The following is a 16,063-nucleotide window of genomic DNA, read 5'->3' as shown; positions in this document are numbered from 1 at the left end:
AAGTCTTCCAGAGTTTTTATCCGCTTTCTTTGATTCTTTCTTAGAGGATCTACCAGATGACTTCTTTTCTTTTTTATCTTTCTTTTCAGATGAGATTTCAGCCTCTTCTCCTCTTGCGATAGCTCCGAGTTTTTTGATCTTTCTAGACCTCTCATCGGCTATTTTCTTGGCCTTTGGTATATCTATGAAGCTATCATATACATTCTCGTCAAAAGAATCATCGTCGTCATCTTCGTTTACAAGCCTAAAGTCAATAGTCTTAGCAATCCTGTCAGCTCCAATGACTTTTATCATAACCTTCTGACCAAGGCAATATTCCTTGTGAGTACTTTCTCCCACAAGTTTCATATTGTTTTCATCATATACATAGAAATCATCATTCATAGAGGCTGCTCTAACGATTCCTTCGCAGGAATTTTCAAGCTCAACAAAAAGTCCCCAGGCAGTAACACCTGAAACAATTCCCTCGTAGCGCTCTCCAATGTGATTTTCCATATACTGAGCCTTTTTAAGCTTATCTGTTTCTCTTTCAGCCTCTTCAGCTCGTCTTTCTGTCTCTGATGAATGCTTGGCTACTTCATCCAAGATATCAGCATAATGTGAGGCCTTAGCTTCTGTCATTCTGCCTCTTAAGTGATCCTTGATAATCCTGTGGATCTGAAGGTCAGGATATCTACGGATAGGTGAAGTAAAGTGGCAATAATAGTCAAAGGCAAGTCCGAAGTGTCCAAGACATTCTGTGCTGTATTTAGCCTGCATCATGCTGCGAAGAGCCATTCTACTGATGACTGCTTCTTCCTTTGTTCCTTCTATGCCCTTAAGGAGTTTCTGAAGCTCTTTTGGTCTAACCCCAGTATCCTTTCTGGTCCTGATATGAAGTCCGAAGTTACTGATGAATGCTGAGAGTGTAGATATCTTCTCAGGATCAGGCTGTTCATGTATACGATATACAAATGGGCTCTGTAAAAAGAAGAAGTGCTCTGCCACAGTTTCATTGGCCGCAAGCATAAAGTCCTCAATGAGCTTAGTTGCTACGTTTCTCTCATGAGGAACAATATCTATTGGATTTCCTTCGCTATCAAGAATGATCTTGGTCTCTGGGAAATCAAAGTCAATAGAGCCTTTATCCTCTCTTCTTTTTCTAAGAATAGCTGAAAGCTCAGCCATATCCTCAAACATAGGAACAAGCTCTTTATACTTTTCTATTTCTGCCTCATCCTTGTCTGCAAGTATCTTGGCAACACTAGTATAAGACATTCTCTCGTTGACATTGATAACAGACTCAACTATCTGGTGATCGATAATACCGCCGTTTTTGTCAATAGTCATAAGGCAGCTAAGAGCAAGTCTATCTTCGCCGTGATTAAGTGAACATATACCATTTGAAAGTCTATGAGGAAGCATAGGAATAACTCTATCTACAAGATAGACACTGGTTCCTCTCTTTAATGCCTCCCTATCAAGAGCAGATGACTCCTGAACATAGTTGGTAACGTCTGCGATGTGAACCCCAAGGTGATACAAGCCCTTGTCATCAATATAAAGACTTACAGCATCATCAAGATCCTTGGCATCTTCGCCATCGATAGTGACCATCTGAACATCTCTTAGGTCTTCTCTGCCATACATATCGGCTTCTGATACCTGATCAGGGCATCTATTTGCCTGATTTATGACCTTTTCAGGGAATTCATAAGGAATGTCAAAGCCCTTAACTATAGACAGGATATCTACGCCAGGATCATTGATATTACCAATGACCTGAGTCACCTTTCCTTCTGGCTTTTTTCTAAGTGCCTGATTGCCATAGTCAGTAAGCTTAACTACTACCTTATCTCCAGTGACAGCCTTGCCACTGTGTTCAATTGGAATAAAGATATCACTAAGGATCTTGGAATTGTCAGGCACAACAAAACCAAAGTTCTTTTCAGCCTGATATGTTCCAACAACCTCTTCCATTCCTCTTACTAATATATTCCTGATGCGGCCCTCCTGTCTCTTACCTGTTTGTTCAGGTAAAAGTTCTACCTCAACCGTATCAGTGTGAAAAGCACCATGAACATACTCTTCTGGTATAAAGATATCCTCATCCATGCCTTCAACTTCTACAAAGCCAAAGCCCCTTGGATTAGAAATAAACTGACCAACTATATATTTTTCAGCCTTCTTTTTTCCAGCTCCATATATGGTTTCTTCTACTCTCTTAAGCTTCTTTCCCTTACTCATAAAAACCTCGTAAATATAATGTGAAAAAAAGGCACTCTAAAAATAGAGTGCCTTCGTAAATACAAATACTTAAATATCTGATCAGAACATATTCATGTCAAGAAGTACGCTGAGAACAACGAAAAGTACTGATAATACTACAGTAACCTTTTTAAGGATGCCTTCTCTTGAACGTCCTTTGTTCTTTCCCCAGTATGTATTCTCTATTGTACCCTGAATAGCCCCAAGGCCCTGGTTCTTACCTTCCTGTGCAAGTACGAGTACAACCAAAGCGGCACAAATTATAATAAATAAAACACCAACAACATAAGCTAAAGTACTCACGAAATAAATCCCTCCCAGTACAACTGTCAATATAATTACTTGCTTGAAAATCGAAAAGTCACAAGCACGTAATAATATATCATAAAATTACTTTTTAATCAATAATGACTTACCAGTCATCTCTGCAGGCTGCTCCTCACCCATGCACTCGATAAGTGTAGGAATGATATCTGCAAGGCATCCGCCTTCTTTGAGAGTATAAGCCTCATCGTAGTTAACAAGGATAAATGGAACAGGATTTGTTGTGTGAGCTGTCCAAGGCTCGCCTGTCTCATAATCGATCATCATATCTGCATTACCGTGGTCAGCGCAGATGAACATTGTGCCATTCTGTGCCTTAACAGCATCTACTACCTTGCCAACGCACTCATCAACAACTTCGATAGCCTTAACAGCTGCAGGAATAACACCTGTGTGTCCAACCATATCAGGGTTAGCAAAGTTAGCGATAACTACGTCATACTTCTGAGAGTTGATAGCATCTACAATCTTCTCACATACTTCTGGAGCGCTCATCTGAGGCTTGAGGTCATATGTAGCTACATCCTTAGGAGAGTTAACAAGTACTCTGTCCTCGCCCTCGTTTGGCTGCTCAACACCGCCGTTAAAGAAGAATGTTACATGAGCGTATTTCTCTGTCTCAGCGATACGAGCCTGCTTCATTCCCTTTGATGCAAGCCACTCACCAAATGTGTTGTTAAGAAGAACCTTCTTGAATGCAACTTCCTTGTTAGGAATAAGTGGATCATAATCTGTGAAGCAAACATAAGTAACATCTAATCTGTTACCTCTGTTAAACTTATCAAAATCATCATCGCAGAAGCAATGTGTGATCTCTCTTGCTCTGTCAGGACGGAAGTTAAAGAAGATAACTGAATCGCCATCCTTAACTGTTGCTACAGGAGCACCATTCTTCATGATAACTGTAGGAATAACGAACTCATCTGTCTTGCCGTTCTTGTAAGACTCAACCATGCACTCGTGTGCGCTGTTTGCCTTGTTGCCCTCACCCTTTGTAAGTGCGTTGTAAGCAAGCTCAACACGGTCATAGTTGTTATCTCTATCCATAGCGTAGTAACGACCAGAAATAGAAGCAATCTCACCTACGCCAAGCTCTTTCATCTTGTCTTCTAGCTGCTGAACGAAATCGATACCACTTTCTGGTGGAGTATCTCTTCCATCAAGGAAGCAGTGAACATATACCTTGTTAAGGCCGTTCTTCTTGGCAAGCTCTAAAAGGCCATAGATATGTGTAATGTGGCTGTGTACACCACCGTCAGATACAAGACCATACATATGAAGGGCAGAATTCTTTTCTTTGCAGTTATAGATAGCTGCCATAAGTCCTTCATTGGTGAAGAAGTCGCCATCCTCGATAGACTTTGTGATTCTAGTAAGCTCCTGATATACGATACGGCCAGCACCCATATTCATGTGACCAACCTCTGAGTTACCCATCTGTCCGTCAGGAAGTCCAACTGCAAGACCTGAAGCATATCCCTTAACAAAAGGATAATCCTTCATAAGACCATCCATTACTGGAGTCTTTGCCATAGCAATAGCATTTCCCTCTGGGTTATCATTAAGTCCATATCCATCAAGGATCAAAAGAACTGTAGGCTTAGAACCTCTCATTTATATATCCTCCATTCTACGCTCAAGGCGTTAAAAACATTGATAATTAAAACTGTCCTTGCATAGTATAGCTCATGTAATTACTATCTGACAAGCATTTAACAAAAAAGTTAGATTATGTTTATTATTCTTATTTGAAGGCATAGCCTTCTATACTGATAGATTCGATCGGATTCTCTGCAAGATGATCTCCTCGAACTACAAGATTAGTGATCTTTAAAACTCCTCCATCAGAAAGCGGAACATAAACGTCAATAACACCTCCAAGCTGATCCTGATATTCCATAGAATCATTCTTATCTGCAGTTTGTTGAATCTCGCAAATCTCATTTACAATATTACTAAGGTCAGCATATCCTATGATCTCTTCATCTGCGTCGCTTCCAAAATCATATGCATAAATAGGTACTTTACTAAGATCAAGATCTGTATAATATCTATCTCCAAGATCTTCATCAACAAAATACAGTGTTTTGTATGAACTCACATCATAAGAGGTATGATTGCTAAATGCAGAAACAGAGAAATTATCAGTAGGAACGCTACTTTCTTCTCCAGATAGTTCCTCAACCTGTTCATCAGTTAGATTCTTTTCAATATATCTTTTAGCTGCTAATCCGCCATTTTGTTCAAGCATCCTAAATGCACTTTTAGCTTCCTCAATATCTTCAATCTCTGCTGCATCTCCAAGCTTAAAGTATTGTTCGATTCTAGCTTTCTGAGACATAAACACCACGCTATTAACGTTGACAAAAGGCATAATAAACACAATAAATGCAGCGATCATACCCATATAGATAATGTAATAGTTTTTATCCCAATTCTTTATGCTTGATACAGCATGGAAAATGATATATGCAATCTCAAAAACAATAAGTGCCATACCAAAATATCTTGAAGAAGTAAAGCCATACTCAGATACTCTCATAGAAAGACACATGATCTGAAGCACAATAAAAGGAATAAATGCATAGTGCATTATATTTACTGTCTTTTCCATGTTCTCTTTATTGGAACCAAGAGCAAGAAACCACGCTGGAACAGAACATACAAAGAGTCCTGTAAGGATTGAGAACACCTCATTTGATGGGAATGTCCATGTAACAACGATCTTAATGATATAAGCATAAATGATCACATATGCAATACCTAAAAGAGCCATGAACACATATGAAAAAAGTGCTTTACAGAATTTATCAAGTTCTTCATCAGTCTTAGAAAAGCCTGTTAAAAGACATGGAAACTCAACAAGCCCAACTAACATGAGCTCAACTCTTTCAATCAGATAAATCTCATAGGAATCAAATAAAAGAGAATCGACAATCCCAATAAGGATCAGAAAGCCAATTGCCAAGATCAAATAAACAAGCTGTGCCTTTGCCATACTGCAAAAAGCTTTAGCAATGTAAGTTTCAAACTTTTCGCCGCTTCTTTTATAAAAGAAATATACTGAAAGTAAAACCGTTATCAATAAATAAAAGATCACATAATTCCCTATAATAGTCTCTACAACTTCATTATCGAGAATATTAGAATACAGAGAATTTACAAGAGAAATACCAATAGACGCTACTGAAATAATCGCATATAGGATACTATATTTTTTCTTCTTATTCCCATACTCAGGGTCAGAAGTCTTTTTATATTTGTGAATCGTCTCACACAATACTATTCCAAAGGCTGAAAGAATAAGAAATCTGAATAAAAAATTTGAGGAATCGTCAATGCTATGAATCTCATATCCATACGTAACTGTGGTAATGATCATTGCGAGCAAGACTGTAATAAAGGAAAACTTATGCTCCTTGATGATATCAAAGTATACCTGCTTTAATTTTTTTAGTCCCAACATATACTCTCCTTTTTGCGCCTTACTGCTTTTCCTTCTTCTCCTTGTCGATAGTAACTTCCATCTCAAGTTCAGGATCAATTCCCTTTATATGGTTCCTTAGATAATCCAAAATATGATCATCACTTAGATCATATTTGTATGGAACTTCAAGATCGAAGGTAAGCTTTTTGCCCTCTTCCCCAGAATGAACAAGTCTAAAATCATGGAAATTAAGATCCGGATCAAGCTCATTTATAAGATGCTTAACCTTTCTCTTAAGAAGATCCCTCTCATCATCCTTAACTACTACAGGGTCCATGTGAATAACTGCTGTGCAATGATATTTCTGATGAAGTTCATTTTCTATGTCATCTATAAGGTCATGAATAGCGATAATATCTTTATCAGCAGGAACTTCTACATGCAAAGACATGAAGATCCTGGTTGGTCCATAGTTGTGAACCACAAGGTCATGAGCACCAAGAATTCCTTCATGAGCAGTGACTGTAGTAATAATCTCATTTACAAGTTCCTTGCTAGGTGGTTCTCCGAGCAAAGGACTTATGGTATCCCTTGCTGCATCAATACCAGCCTTGATAATAAGAAGTCCAACTACAATTCCTACAAAGCCATCGATATTAAGTCCCATGTAGTAATTGATAATGGCACATATCAAAACTATAGATGTGGTGAAAACATCAGAAATACTATCTATCGCAGTATTTCTCAACGCGGCGCTGCTTATTTTTTTTGAAGCCTGCATGTTTCCTTGAAACATGATCAGCTTTATACAAATAGAAAACAACAGAATAACACCTATCGTTGCATTAAATTCAATTTTTTCCGGATGGAATATCTTGTCAAAGGAAGAATGAATGAGCTCAACACCCATTATGACAATAAAAAGAGAAACGATCAGTCCGGCTATATACTCTATTCTGCCATGACCAAAGGGATGATCTTCATCAGCTTCCTGTCCCGAAAGCTTGAATCCAACAAGTGTGACCACAGAGGACGCCGCATCAGATAAGTTATTAAATGCATCACCCATGATAGCAATAGAACCACTGACTAACCCTGCAAAGAATTTAGACAGGAACAATATAATATTAAAGGCAATGCCAGTAGCGCCACTTAGGACGCCATAGCTTTGCCTTACTGAAGGTAGATTTACCTTATCATTATCTTTGATAAAAAACTTCGCGAGAAAACATATCATAATTCATCAGAGAAATATGCCGTTATCAGAAGCGTTCCCTCCTCAACGGTTATCTCAGCCTCCTCATCAATAATAAACTCGTTACTGACCCCCAAAGGAAAATCTGAGCGGAGCTCTCCTTTATCCAAATTATACATCAATCCCTTTAATGTGACACCTTTTGAAACTTCAGACAATGAAAAGACTGATATATAGCCTGTATTTCCAGCATGGAACCTAACAGTCTCATTTTCAGCTATCATAAGAACTCTGTTATGCTCCATGATATAGCCCTTACCACCGCCATGTTTGATATAGGTAAGAGTCTGTATATTAGCAATAGTATGATCTACTCTCTTGCCTCCAAGAGCTCCATAGAGATAAAACTTAGTGTAGCCCTTAGATAAGCCAACTTTAACGGCTTTAATGGTATCTGTGTCGTCCTTCATAACATCAAGTCTCATGACGCGGGATGGATCTGCCTCTTCTATTTCACGAAGAGCATCAAGACCAAGGCTTCCAGTTTCTGATAAAGAATCAAAATCACCGATAATAAGATCTGGCAAAAGCCCAAGCTTTTGAACATTCAAAAAGCCAGCATCACATGCTATCAGAAAATCTCCGTCATTAAGATCAAGATCAACTGGAACAAAATCACCAGCTGAGACAATAACACATTTTTTATCCATTATGCTTTAATCCTAGATTCAATAGTGTCGATATCCATAACCCACTCATTGGATCCGCCCCAGTCTCCAACAATAGTCTCGTCAATGGAGCCATCCTCATAAGTGATAGTAGTATCAAGTCTGTAGTTCATCTGAGCAACCTTAGTAGATTTGCCAGATGTGATATAGCTTAAAAGATATGTTACAGAATACTGAGTATGAGGATAAACATTCCCATTTATAGCAGCTGGTTCATAGGAAATAGCTGCTCTCTGAACACCATTATCCTCAAAGAAATTAGCCCAAAGAGTGATAACTCCGCTAGTCTCAGGATTCTCCTCAAAGTTCATAAATCTGTATGACCATGTAGCATCTTTTCTATCAAGAACGATTGCTTCACGACTGATTGGAACGTAGGTTGTATTCTCCTGAGGAGTGTCCTGATTATTAAGGAACACGTCTCTTAAAGCGATATAAGAATCAGAAACAACAAAGTTTCTGAGTTCATCTACATTTCCAACATCAAGCTGAGTGAATATATCAGAAAATACTGATAAAACCTCTTTTGAATTATTAAGACATGCCTTAAAAGAATCAATCTCCTCATTTGAACCTACAACTGATGTTGTAGAATCAATAAGGCTAAGATATGAATCAACACTGTCTACGTCTAATGCAAAAGAATCTATGTTAGGAACAAGATAGTTCTGGATTGCTCCCTTAAGTTCCTCTGAGCCATTACTTTGATAAACTGATACCATCCTACCGATCATCTCTGCATACTGCTCGAAGGTTGGCAAGTTTCCATCGCCTGATCTAAAAAGCTGGTTCATATCACTACTGTAAGAATCAGCAAAGCATCTGTCAGAAGCAGCATTTAAAAGCTCTACTGCATGTGCGTTCTCACCGTTTTCTTCTAATACATTAACGATAGATAAAACAGTGTTAAGATCAGTCTTTTGATCATTCATGGCATATACTGCTTGATTCAAAACTACTGTGTGATAATTGTCTAAAAGAGCCGTGTTTCCAGTATTCTCATATCCTTCATAAAATACGTTTTTGGCTGATTCAAGGTCATCTAAACTAAGATACGCTCCAGCAAGATTTGAATATGCTGTAACTGATTCTTTATCAATATCAAGTGCCTTCTGGTATGACTCTATCGCTGACTGATAATCTGCATTTTCTGTAAACTTGTCACCAGCAGCAATTGCCTTATTTACTTTTACAAATGGAAGGTGGCTGTATACAACGTAACCGCAGATCACTATTGCAACTGTAGCTACTGCGATAATACCTATTCTTTTTAGATCGATTCCTCTTTTCTTTTTCCTATAGCCTCTTCTTTTCCTGTTATTAACCCTATTTCTGTTGTAACCCAAATCCTTATCCTCTGTACAAAAAATCTCATAATAATAAAACAAACAATCTATAGTATAGCATGAATTATTCTATACCTAAAGAAATAAAAACTCACAAAAAAATTTGACATAAATCTTGCAAAAATAACACAAATCTTGATAACAAGTAGACTTTATATCCATATATCTCTAAAATTATAGTCATAATAAACTTCTAACATTTGTAGATGATGATTTGGAAAGGAAATTAAAATGAAAATTGCACTTATCAATGAAAATAGCCAGGCAGCCAAGAATGAAATGATCTATGGCGCTCTCAAAAAAGTTGCTGACAAGCACGGCTTTGAAGTATTTAACTATGGAATGTACTCTGCTGAAGACGAGGCTCAGCTTACATACGTTCAGAATGGTATTCTTGCTTGCGTTCTTCTTAACTCAGGCGCAGTTGACTATGTTGTAACAGGATGTGGCACAGGCGAAGGCGCTATGCTCGCTTGCAACAGCTTCCCAGGTGTTATCTGCGGACATGTAACAGATTCTCTTGATGCTTATACATTCGCCCAGATCAACGATGGTAATGCTATCTCAATGAACTTCGCTCTTAAGTCAGGTTGGGGCGCAGAGTTAAACCTTGAGTACACATTTGAAAAACTCTTTAGTGAAGCAAGTGGACAGGGATATCCAAGAGAAAGAGCTGTTCCAGAGCAGCGCAACAAGAAGATCCTTGATGAAGTTAAGAAGGTAACTTACAAGCAGGATGTTGTTGAGATCTTAGAAAACCTTGATCAGGACCTTGTTAAGGGGGCTCTTTCAGGTAAGCACTTCCTTGAGTATTTTGATGCTAATGCAAAGGATGCTCGTATCAAAGAAGCTGTTCATAAGATCCTTGGTAAATAATTTTTTCTGTAGCATAAAAGGATGTGTCATTTTTAGACACATCCTTTTAATTTGCTTTAACATCAGTTTTTATCAGATTTCAGAAACAATAACTGAAATAGTATTAGGCTTAGAAATGTAGTTAAATCCAAGCTCTGCGTCCTCTTCTACAAGGGCTACCTTTGTAGGCTCTTCGATGCTGTTGCAATCATCTACGTCGCCTTCCATCTTATAGATCTTAGCTGCACCTTTGTGATATCCGTTTATTGTAGCAAGGTTAAGCTCTACATCAGCATTTCCAGCGTTGATAACCTTGATGTACATCTTCTTAGAATCCTTAGATACAGTTACATATACTCTATCCTTCTCGAGCTCATCAAAGTCTACATCAACAAGCTCTGTTCCTGTAAATCTAGCATAAATCTTCTGAACATAGTAGCTTGGTGAACCATAAGCTGATGAAGCATCAAACCAGATAAGATCTGGCTGCCACTGTGTAAACTTAAGTCTTGCAAATAATGGTGCATAAGAAGCCATAAGTACAACGTCACAGTTCTTTTCAAGACCAGTCATAAATGCTGCCTCAGCAAGAGCTGCACCAAAGCTGTTTCTCTTTTCTGGTACTCTATCTGGATTTATATGGCAAGCATACTCTCCAGCAAATACCTTCTTGTGCTTGTCATATGCATCATACATGTGAACGTTGTTGTACATCCACTCATCTGATACATAATAATGCTCATCTACAGCATAGCTGTAATTCGCATCTGCCTTCATCTTTGGTGAGAAGTGATTCCAAGCATCTCTGTAGTGATCTGATGTAACATCAGGACCAGCACTTCCGCAGCACTTGATCTCAGGATACTTGTCATGGATAGCCTTCTCAAATACATCATAGCGGTGGAAGAAATCAACTTTATCAGTCTCCCACTGCTCATTACCGATACCAATAAGCTTTAAGTCAAAGCTCTCTGGGTGTCCCATCTTGGCACGAACAGCTCCCCACTTAGTATTAACGTCACCATTAGCAAATTCGATAAGATCAAGAGCATCCTGAACAAACTCATTAAACTCAGGTGATGAACTCTCTACAAGCTGATCTGACTGATACTGGCAAGCAAGTCCAACATTCTGAACTGGAAGTGGCTCACAACCAAGATACTCGCAAAGAAGGAAGTACTCATAGTAACCAATTCCAAGAGTCTGGTTGTAATAAGGGAAATCTCCCATATCCTTGTTGCCGTGATCGTTGTCATTACCATGAACTGCCCATCTGTTCCAGTTAGCTTTTCTTTCCTCTGAAGGGCCTACTGTAAGCTTCCACTGATATCTGTTAGTAAGCTCATTACCTTCTACTACGCAGCCGCCAGGAAATCTCATAAATCCAGGCTTAAGATCCTTTAAGAGCTCCACAAGGTCTTTTCTGAAAAGGCCAAGTACAGCATCCTTTGGATATGCTCTGAACTGGTCAAAAGAAATAACGCCGCTATTACCAACAACTACAGTAAATTTACCAGCTTTGATGTCCTCATTGTTAATTAGCTCTGTAGTATATTTTGTCCAGTTAGCTGATGATACCTTGATCTCAGCACTTGAAACAAGCTCTTTTCCATCTTCTGAAAAGATCTTAATAAACACTGATGTCTCTTTGTCTGCCTTAGCATAGAAGCTGATATCAGCGCCTACCCCCTTCTTTAAAAAGATTCCTTCGTAAGCCTTGTTAGTAAAGCCTGCTCCATCCTTTTTAACGTCTGCAACCAAGTGACTTGGATTAACATCATTAAGTGGATTTTCCTTAGAAGCTGTAAGCTCTATATCTGATGCAGAAGGATATGCACCCCATCCGTATAAAGGAGCCTCCTGCTGATAATAATTTGATTTATGTCCGTGACACTCCAAAAAATCAAAACTACGGTTCTCAAGCATTTCTGCATGAAGTCCACCGTCAAGACCGTAGTTGATATCCTCAAAGAACAGTCCAAACATACCTTTGCTAATAGTCTTACTCATTAGCTAAACACCTCCCGATATTTCCAATTTCTTTTATAGACTCAAAAACCACATCTGGTTTTATGTCTGACTTTGCAATGTCTTCTTCTTTGGTTTCCCCAGTAAGAACAAGAACTCCCTTGGCTCCGTTATTAACTCCAGTTGCAACATCAGTGTAGATCCTGTCTCCAACAAAAGAGATCTTGCTGCGCTCTACACCTGTAGCATCAGCAACCATATCGACAGTCTCTTTAAATGGCTTACCTACAAACCTTGGAGACACACCTGTAGAAAGCTCGATAGCTTTACAGATAGCTCCGCAATCAGGAATAAATCCACCCTTCATAGGACAATTTATATCAAGATGAGTTGCAAGGAAAAGAGCACCTTCACGAATATAAGTACATGCATTTGAAAGCTTTTCAAATGTAAGAGTTTTATCAAATCCTACTACAACTATGTCAGGTCTTTCTGACATATTAGCAAGAGCATCGCTGTTATCCTTGTTAAAAAGGGTGATGCCCGCCTCTTCAAAACTATCTTCAAGTGGCTTGGTGCCAAGAAGATAGACTTTTTTACCTGGGTAATTTGTCTGAAGGAATCTGATCATAACATCACCTGAAGTCATGATCATATCTCTTGTGATATGACAGTTCATCTTAGCAAGCTTTTCTATATAGAGCTCTGCTGAAGTTGAAGAATTGTTAGTAAAAAAGATGTATCTTTTTCCTGCCTTTTTTACTACATCAAGAAAATCTAACGCTCCATCAAGGATGTCATTTTCAAGATAAAATGTGCCATCCATATCAAGAACAAAAAGATCTGTGTCTTTAAAGATCTGCTGTTTTAATTCTAAACTGTTATACATTCTCGTTTCTTACATGCTTCTCATATAGAAGCACTACATCTCCTGCTTTGATAACTAGGCTGCCCTTTGGAAGCATAGCTTTGCCCCTACGCCTTACCATAAATATAAAGCTTTGTCTTGAAATATCAAGATTTTTAATTGCAACGCCGTTCCAGGAATGACCTTCGTTTATGACTATTTCTTTTAGATCAATAGGCTGTATATCCTTGACCTTCTCGGCGCACATGACTATTACATCGCCTTTTTCTATAACTGTATCGCCTCTAGGAATTATGGTATCCTTGCCCCTTTGAATAGCTACGATTATGACATCCTTTGGAAGTGCAAGCTCCATGATCTTCTTGCCATTCCACACATCGCTATCAAGAACCTTAACTCTTATGAAGTGAAGGTTTTCTTCCTCTGCGTAGTCTCCAACAGTCTTAAGTCTCTGGTACTGTTCCACGAATCCAGCAGAAATAATACCTGTAGGAATCGCAACCATTCCAACACCAAGGAAACTGATAATGATGCCCAATATCTTACCAGTTATGGTAACGGGATATATATCTCCATAACCAACAGTTAAAAGTGTAGATGCTGACCACCATATTCCTGAAAATGCATTTTGGAAAACTCTTGGCTGTGCCTCATGCTCCACGCTGTACATGCAAAGGCTTGATGCAAGCATAAGGATAAATATGATAAATACTGAGGCAAGGAGCTGTTGGCTCTTGGATACTATAATTTCAGTAATAACATTAAGTTGATCATAATAGGAATTGATTCTAAAAAGTCTCAGTATTCTAGCGACTCTAAAAAGCCTAAATACTGTACTTCCTGCCGGAAAGAATACCGGAAGATAATAAGGTAAAAATGATAAAAGATCGATCAGACCTGTAAAGGAAAAGATATATCTGATAATAGATTTTCCTTCTGAGAGCTTAGGATAAAGCTCATTAGCTGATACGATCCTTAGAACATAATCAACTGCAAAAAAGGCAGTTGTAACTGCTTCAATAGCAAGGAGGAGCCCTTTATAGTGCTCCTCCATATAATCAAATGTAATGGCAAAAGCCGCAGCAAGGTTTAAGATGATAGCAATAATACTGATAACGTCATAAAACTTATTAATTGGCTCATCAATAACTCCAACACTTACCATGTTGAAGATCTTGGCCTTAATTCGTCTGGAATTAAAACGCTTTTCTAGATTACCTGCATTCATCCCCTTTGACACAGCTATCCCATCTCCTTATTTTTTGCGCTTTCCAAAGCTCTCCATTACAAGATCATTTACATCCTGTAAGTAATCAATACTTCTCTTCTTGTTTTCAGACTTGATCTGCTTTTTCTCTTTCTTTGAAACGTTCATGGTGTTTGTATCTTCACCAACATACCAAGCCTTTGTTGAAGACTCGCCCTTTATACTAACGCGTCCAACCTTTTCGAAGCCTTCTCCAGGATTGTTTCTAGGTCTGCGATCCTTCTTCTGGCTCCTTATCATGTCTGTTCCAGTTTTTGATCTATCCTTGGAATCTTTATCAAAACGTCTTCCATCGCGAGTAGCACCATTTCTATCTGAGCGTCTTCCATCGCGGCTCTTACCGTCTCTATCGAAGCGTCTGCCATCACGGCTCTTACCATCTCTGTCAGAGCGTCTTCCATCGCGGCCCTTACCATCTCTGTCAAAGCGTCTGCCATCACGACCTCTGCCGTCACGACCTCTTCCTTCAGATCTGCCGTATCTGCCTCTTGAAGGTCTGTCAAAGCTAAAATCAAGATCTTCGATATCAGCGCCCATCTTGAGCTTCATAAAGCCTGCTGCAAGCTGCTCTGCTGTATACTCACCTTCTTCTACCTTCTGCTTAACAAACTCAAGAGCTGAAGTGATATCGCTATTCTCAATAATATCAATAACTTCAGCAAATACCTTCTGTGATTTAGCTCTTGTTATCTCTTTTGCAGAAGGAACCTTCCTCTCTTCGATCTTGGTATGACATACCTTCTCGATCTCTCTGAGCTTGTACATCTCTCTTCCACCAACAAGAGTAAAGGATCTGCCACTCTTACCAGCTCTTCCAGTACGTCCTATTCTATGTACATAATACTCAATATCTTCAGGAATATCAAAGTTAAATACTGCCTCAACGCCGCTGACATCAATACCTCTTGCTGCAACGTCTGTAGCAATAAGAATGTTGATCCTACCGCTTCTAAAGAGATTCATTACTGTATCTCTCTGGTTCTGTGAAAGATCTCCGTGAAGTCCATCTGCAAGATAGCCCTTGCCCTTAAGGTTCTCAGCAAGCTGGTCAACCATTCTCTTTGTGTTACAGAAAATAAGTGATCTTGTAGGATTGTAGTAATCCATAAGTCTGCAAAGAACTTCCTCTTTGGACTTCTGAGGAACTCTGTAGTAAGCCTGATCAATAGCTGCTACTGTGATCTCCTTTGGAGTCATCTTGATGTACTCAGCATCCTCACTCTGGTACTTCCTAGTGATCTGCAGGATAGGCTCTGGCATTGTTGCAGAGAAAAGAGCTGTCTGTCTCTCTTCTGGCATACCCTGTAAAATAGTCTCGATATCTTCTCTAAAGCCCATATCAAGCATTTCATCTGCTTCATCAAGTACAAGGACCTTAACATCCTTCATCTTCATGGTATGTCTACGCATATGGTCCATAACTCTTCCAGGTGTACCAACAACGATCTGAACACCTGAAGAAAGAGCTCTGATCTGTCTTGAAATATCCTGTCCTCCATAAACTGCAAGGACCTTGATGCCAAACATGTACTTGGCAAAATCTCTAATATCATCAGCAGCCTGCATAGCAAGCTCTCTGGTAGGGCACAATACAACGGCCTGTAAGTGCTTGTTGTCTGGATCTACCTTCTGAAGAAGTGGTATTCCAAAAGCAGCTGTTTTACCTGTTCCAGTCTGGGCCTGCCCTATAATATCCTTTCCTTCCAGCATGACAGGAATAGCTGCCTGCTGAATTGGGGACATGTACTCAAATCCCATCTCTGAAACGGCTCTGATGATCTTCTCATCAAGGCCTGACTCGTCGTATCTGATCTTTACTTCGTTATTACTCATTAAAT

The 16,063-nt window shown here is 39.1% G+C and carries 11 protein-coding genes and 1 pseudogene; 1 reads left to right on the top strand and 11 read right to left on the bottom strand.

Annotated features, from left to right (window positions below):
* Window positions 1-219: 219 nt before the first annotated feature.
* From rnr to BLS24_RS04995, 7 genes and pseudogenes are all read right to left on the bottom strand, one after another.
* A pseudogene (gene rnr / locus BLS24_RS05025) lies at window positions 220-2,202 on the bottom strand (ribonuclease R); the annotation flags it as partial.
* Window positions 2,203-2,307: 105 nt separating this feature from the next.
* Window positions 2,308-2,550 carry a preprotein translocase subunit SecG gene (secG, locus tag BLS24_RS05020; RefSeq protein WP_091756730.1) on the bottom strand — a complete coding sequence of 81 codons (243 nt, stop codon included), beginning with the start codon at window positions 2,548-2,550 and terminating at the stop codon, window positions 2,308-2,310.
* Window positions 2,551-2,637: 87 nt separating this feature from the next.
* Window positions 2,638-4,185: a 2,3-bisphosphoglycerate-independent phosphoglycerate mutase gene (gene gpmI / locus BLS24_RS05015; protein ID WP_091756728.1), complete on the bottom strand. Its 1,548-nt coding sequence runs from the start codon at window positions 4,183-4,185 to the stop codon at window positions 2,638-2,640.
* 130 nt (window positions 4,186-4,315) lie between these two features.
* Window positions 4,316-6,037, bottom strand: coding sequence for a DUF4153 domain-containing protein (locus BLS24_RS05010; RefSeq protein WP_091756726.1), 1,722 nt, complete (start codon window positions 6,035-6,037; stop codon window positions 4,316-4,318).
* Window positions 6,038-6,056: 19 nt separating this feature from the next.
* Window positions 6,057-7,235, bottom strand: coding sequence for a cation diffusion facilitator family transporter (locus tag BLS24_RS05005; protein WP_091756724.1), 1,179 nt, complete (start codon window positions 7,233-7,235; stop codon window positions 6,057-6,059).
* Window positions 7,232-7,903: a thiamine diphosphokinase gene (locus BLS24_RS05000; protein ID WP_091756722.1), complete on the bottom strand. Its 672-nt coding sequence runs from the start codon at window positions 7,901-7,903 to the stop codon at window positions 7,232-7,234. Before BLS24_RS05000 ends, BLS24_RS05005 begins: the two co-directional genes overlap by 4 nt.
* Entirely contained in the window at window positions 7,903-9,267 is a 1,365-nt protein-coding gene (locus BLS24_RS04995) for a tetratricopeptide repeat protein (protein WP_176764335.1), read from the bottom strand. Before BLS24_RS04995 ends, BLS24_RS05000 begins: the two co-directional genes overlap by 1 nt.
* Window positions 9,268-9,498: 231 nt before the next feature.
* On the opposite strand from BLS24_RS04995, the gene BLS24_RS04990 reads away from it, so the two are divergent.
* Window positions 9,499-10,143, top strand: a complete 645-nt coding sequence (locus BLS24_RS04990) for an RpiB/LacA/LacB family sugar-phosphate isomerase (protein WP_091756718.1) — start codon at window positions 9,499-9,501, stop codon at window positions 10,141-10,143.
* 72 nt (window positions 10,144-10,215) lie between these two features.
* On the opposite strand, the gene BLS24_RS04985 is transcribed toward BLS24_RS04990, so the two are convergent.
* From BLS24_RS04985 to BLS24_RS04970, 4 genes are read right to left on the bottom strand one after another with little or no spacing between them, the layout of a single operon-like run.
* Window positions 10,216-12,132 carry an alpha-L-arabinofuranosidase C-terminal domain-containing protein gene (locus BLS24_RS04985; RefSeq protein ID WP_091756716.1) on the bottom strand — a complete coding sequence of 639 codons (1,917 nt, stop codon included), beginning with the start codon at window positions 12,130-12,132 and terminating at the stop codon, window positions 10,216-10,218.
* Complete coding sequence (locus tag BLS24_RS04980) at window positions 12,125-12,979, bottom strand: HAD-IIA family hydrolase (protein WP_091756714.1); 855 nt, start codon at window positions 12,977-12,979, stop codon at window positions 12,125-12,127. Before BLS24_RS04980 ends, BLS24_RS04985 begins: the two co-directional genes overlap by 8 nt.
* Complete coding sequence (locus tag BLS24_RS15570) at window positions 12,972-14,198, bottom strand: ion transporter (RefSeq protein WP_242872234.1); 1,227 nt, start codon at window positions 14,196-14,198, stop codon at window positions 12,972-12,974. The genes BLS24_RS04980 and BLS24_RS15570 overlap by 8 nt, the downstream gene beginning before the upstream one ends.
* A gap of 15 nt (window positions 14,199-14,213) precedes the next feature.
* Entirely contained in the window at window positions 14,214-16,058 is a 1,845-nt protein-coding gene (locus BLS24_RS04970) for a DEAD/DEAH box helicase (RefSeq protein WP_091756710.1), read from the bottom strand.
* Window positions 16,059-16,063 lie beyond the last annotated feature (5 nt).

Source organism: Butyrivibrio sp. INlla18, from assembly GCF_900103635.1.
Lineage (GTDB): Bacteria > Bacillota > Clostridia > Lachnospirales > Lachnospiraceae > Butyrivibrio.
Note: the sequence above shows the minus strand (reverse complement) of the source record. Positions and strands in the feature narration are given on the sequence as shown.

What these genes read in the sequence shown, in the direction of transcription:
- gpmI (WP_091756728.1), bottom strand. Translation starts at nt 4,185, where the DNA reads ATGAGAGGTTCTAAGCCTACAGTTCTTTTGATCCTTGATGGATATGGA.
- BLS24_RS05010 (WP_091756726.1), bottom strand. Translation starts at nt 6,037, where the DNA reads ATGTTGGGACTAAAAAAATTAAAGCAGGTATACTTTGATATCATCAAG.
- BLS24_RS05005 (WP_091756724.1), bottom strand. Translation starts at nt 7,235, where the DNA reads ATGATATGTTTTCTCGCGAAGTTTTTTATCAAAGATAATGATAAGGTA.
- BLS24_RS05000 (WP_091756722.1), bottom strand. Translation starts at nt 7,903, where the DNA reads ATGGATAAAAAATGTGTTATTGTCTCAGCTGGTGATTTTGTTCCAGTT.
- BLS24_RS04990 (WP_091756718.1), top strand. Translation starts at nt 9,499, where the DNA reads ATGAAAATTGCACTTATCAATGAAAATAGCCAGGCAGCCAAGAATGAA.
- BLS24_RS04985 (WP_091756716.1), bottom strand. Translation starts at nt 12,132, where the DNA reads ATGAGTAAGACTATTAGCAAAGGTATGTTTGGACTGTTCTTTGAGGAT.
- BLS24_RS04980 (WP_091756714.1), bottom strand. Translation starts at nt 12,979, where the DNA reads ATGTATAACAGTTTAGAATTAAAACAGCAGATCTTTAAAGACACAGAT.
- BLS24_RS04970 (WP_091756710.1), bottom strand. Translation starts at nt 16,058, where the DNA reads ATGAGTAATAACGAAGTAAAGATCAGATACGACGAGTCAGGCCTTGAT.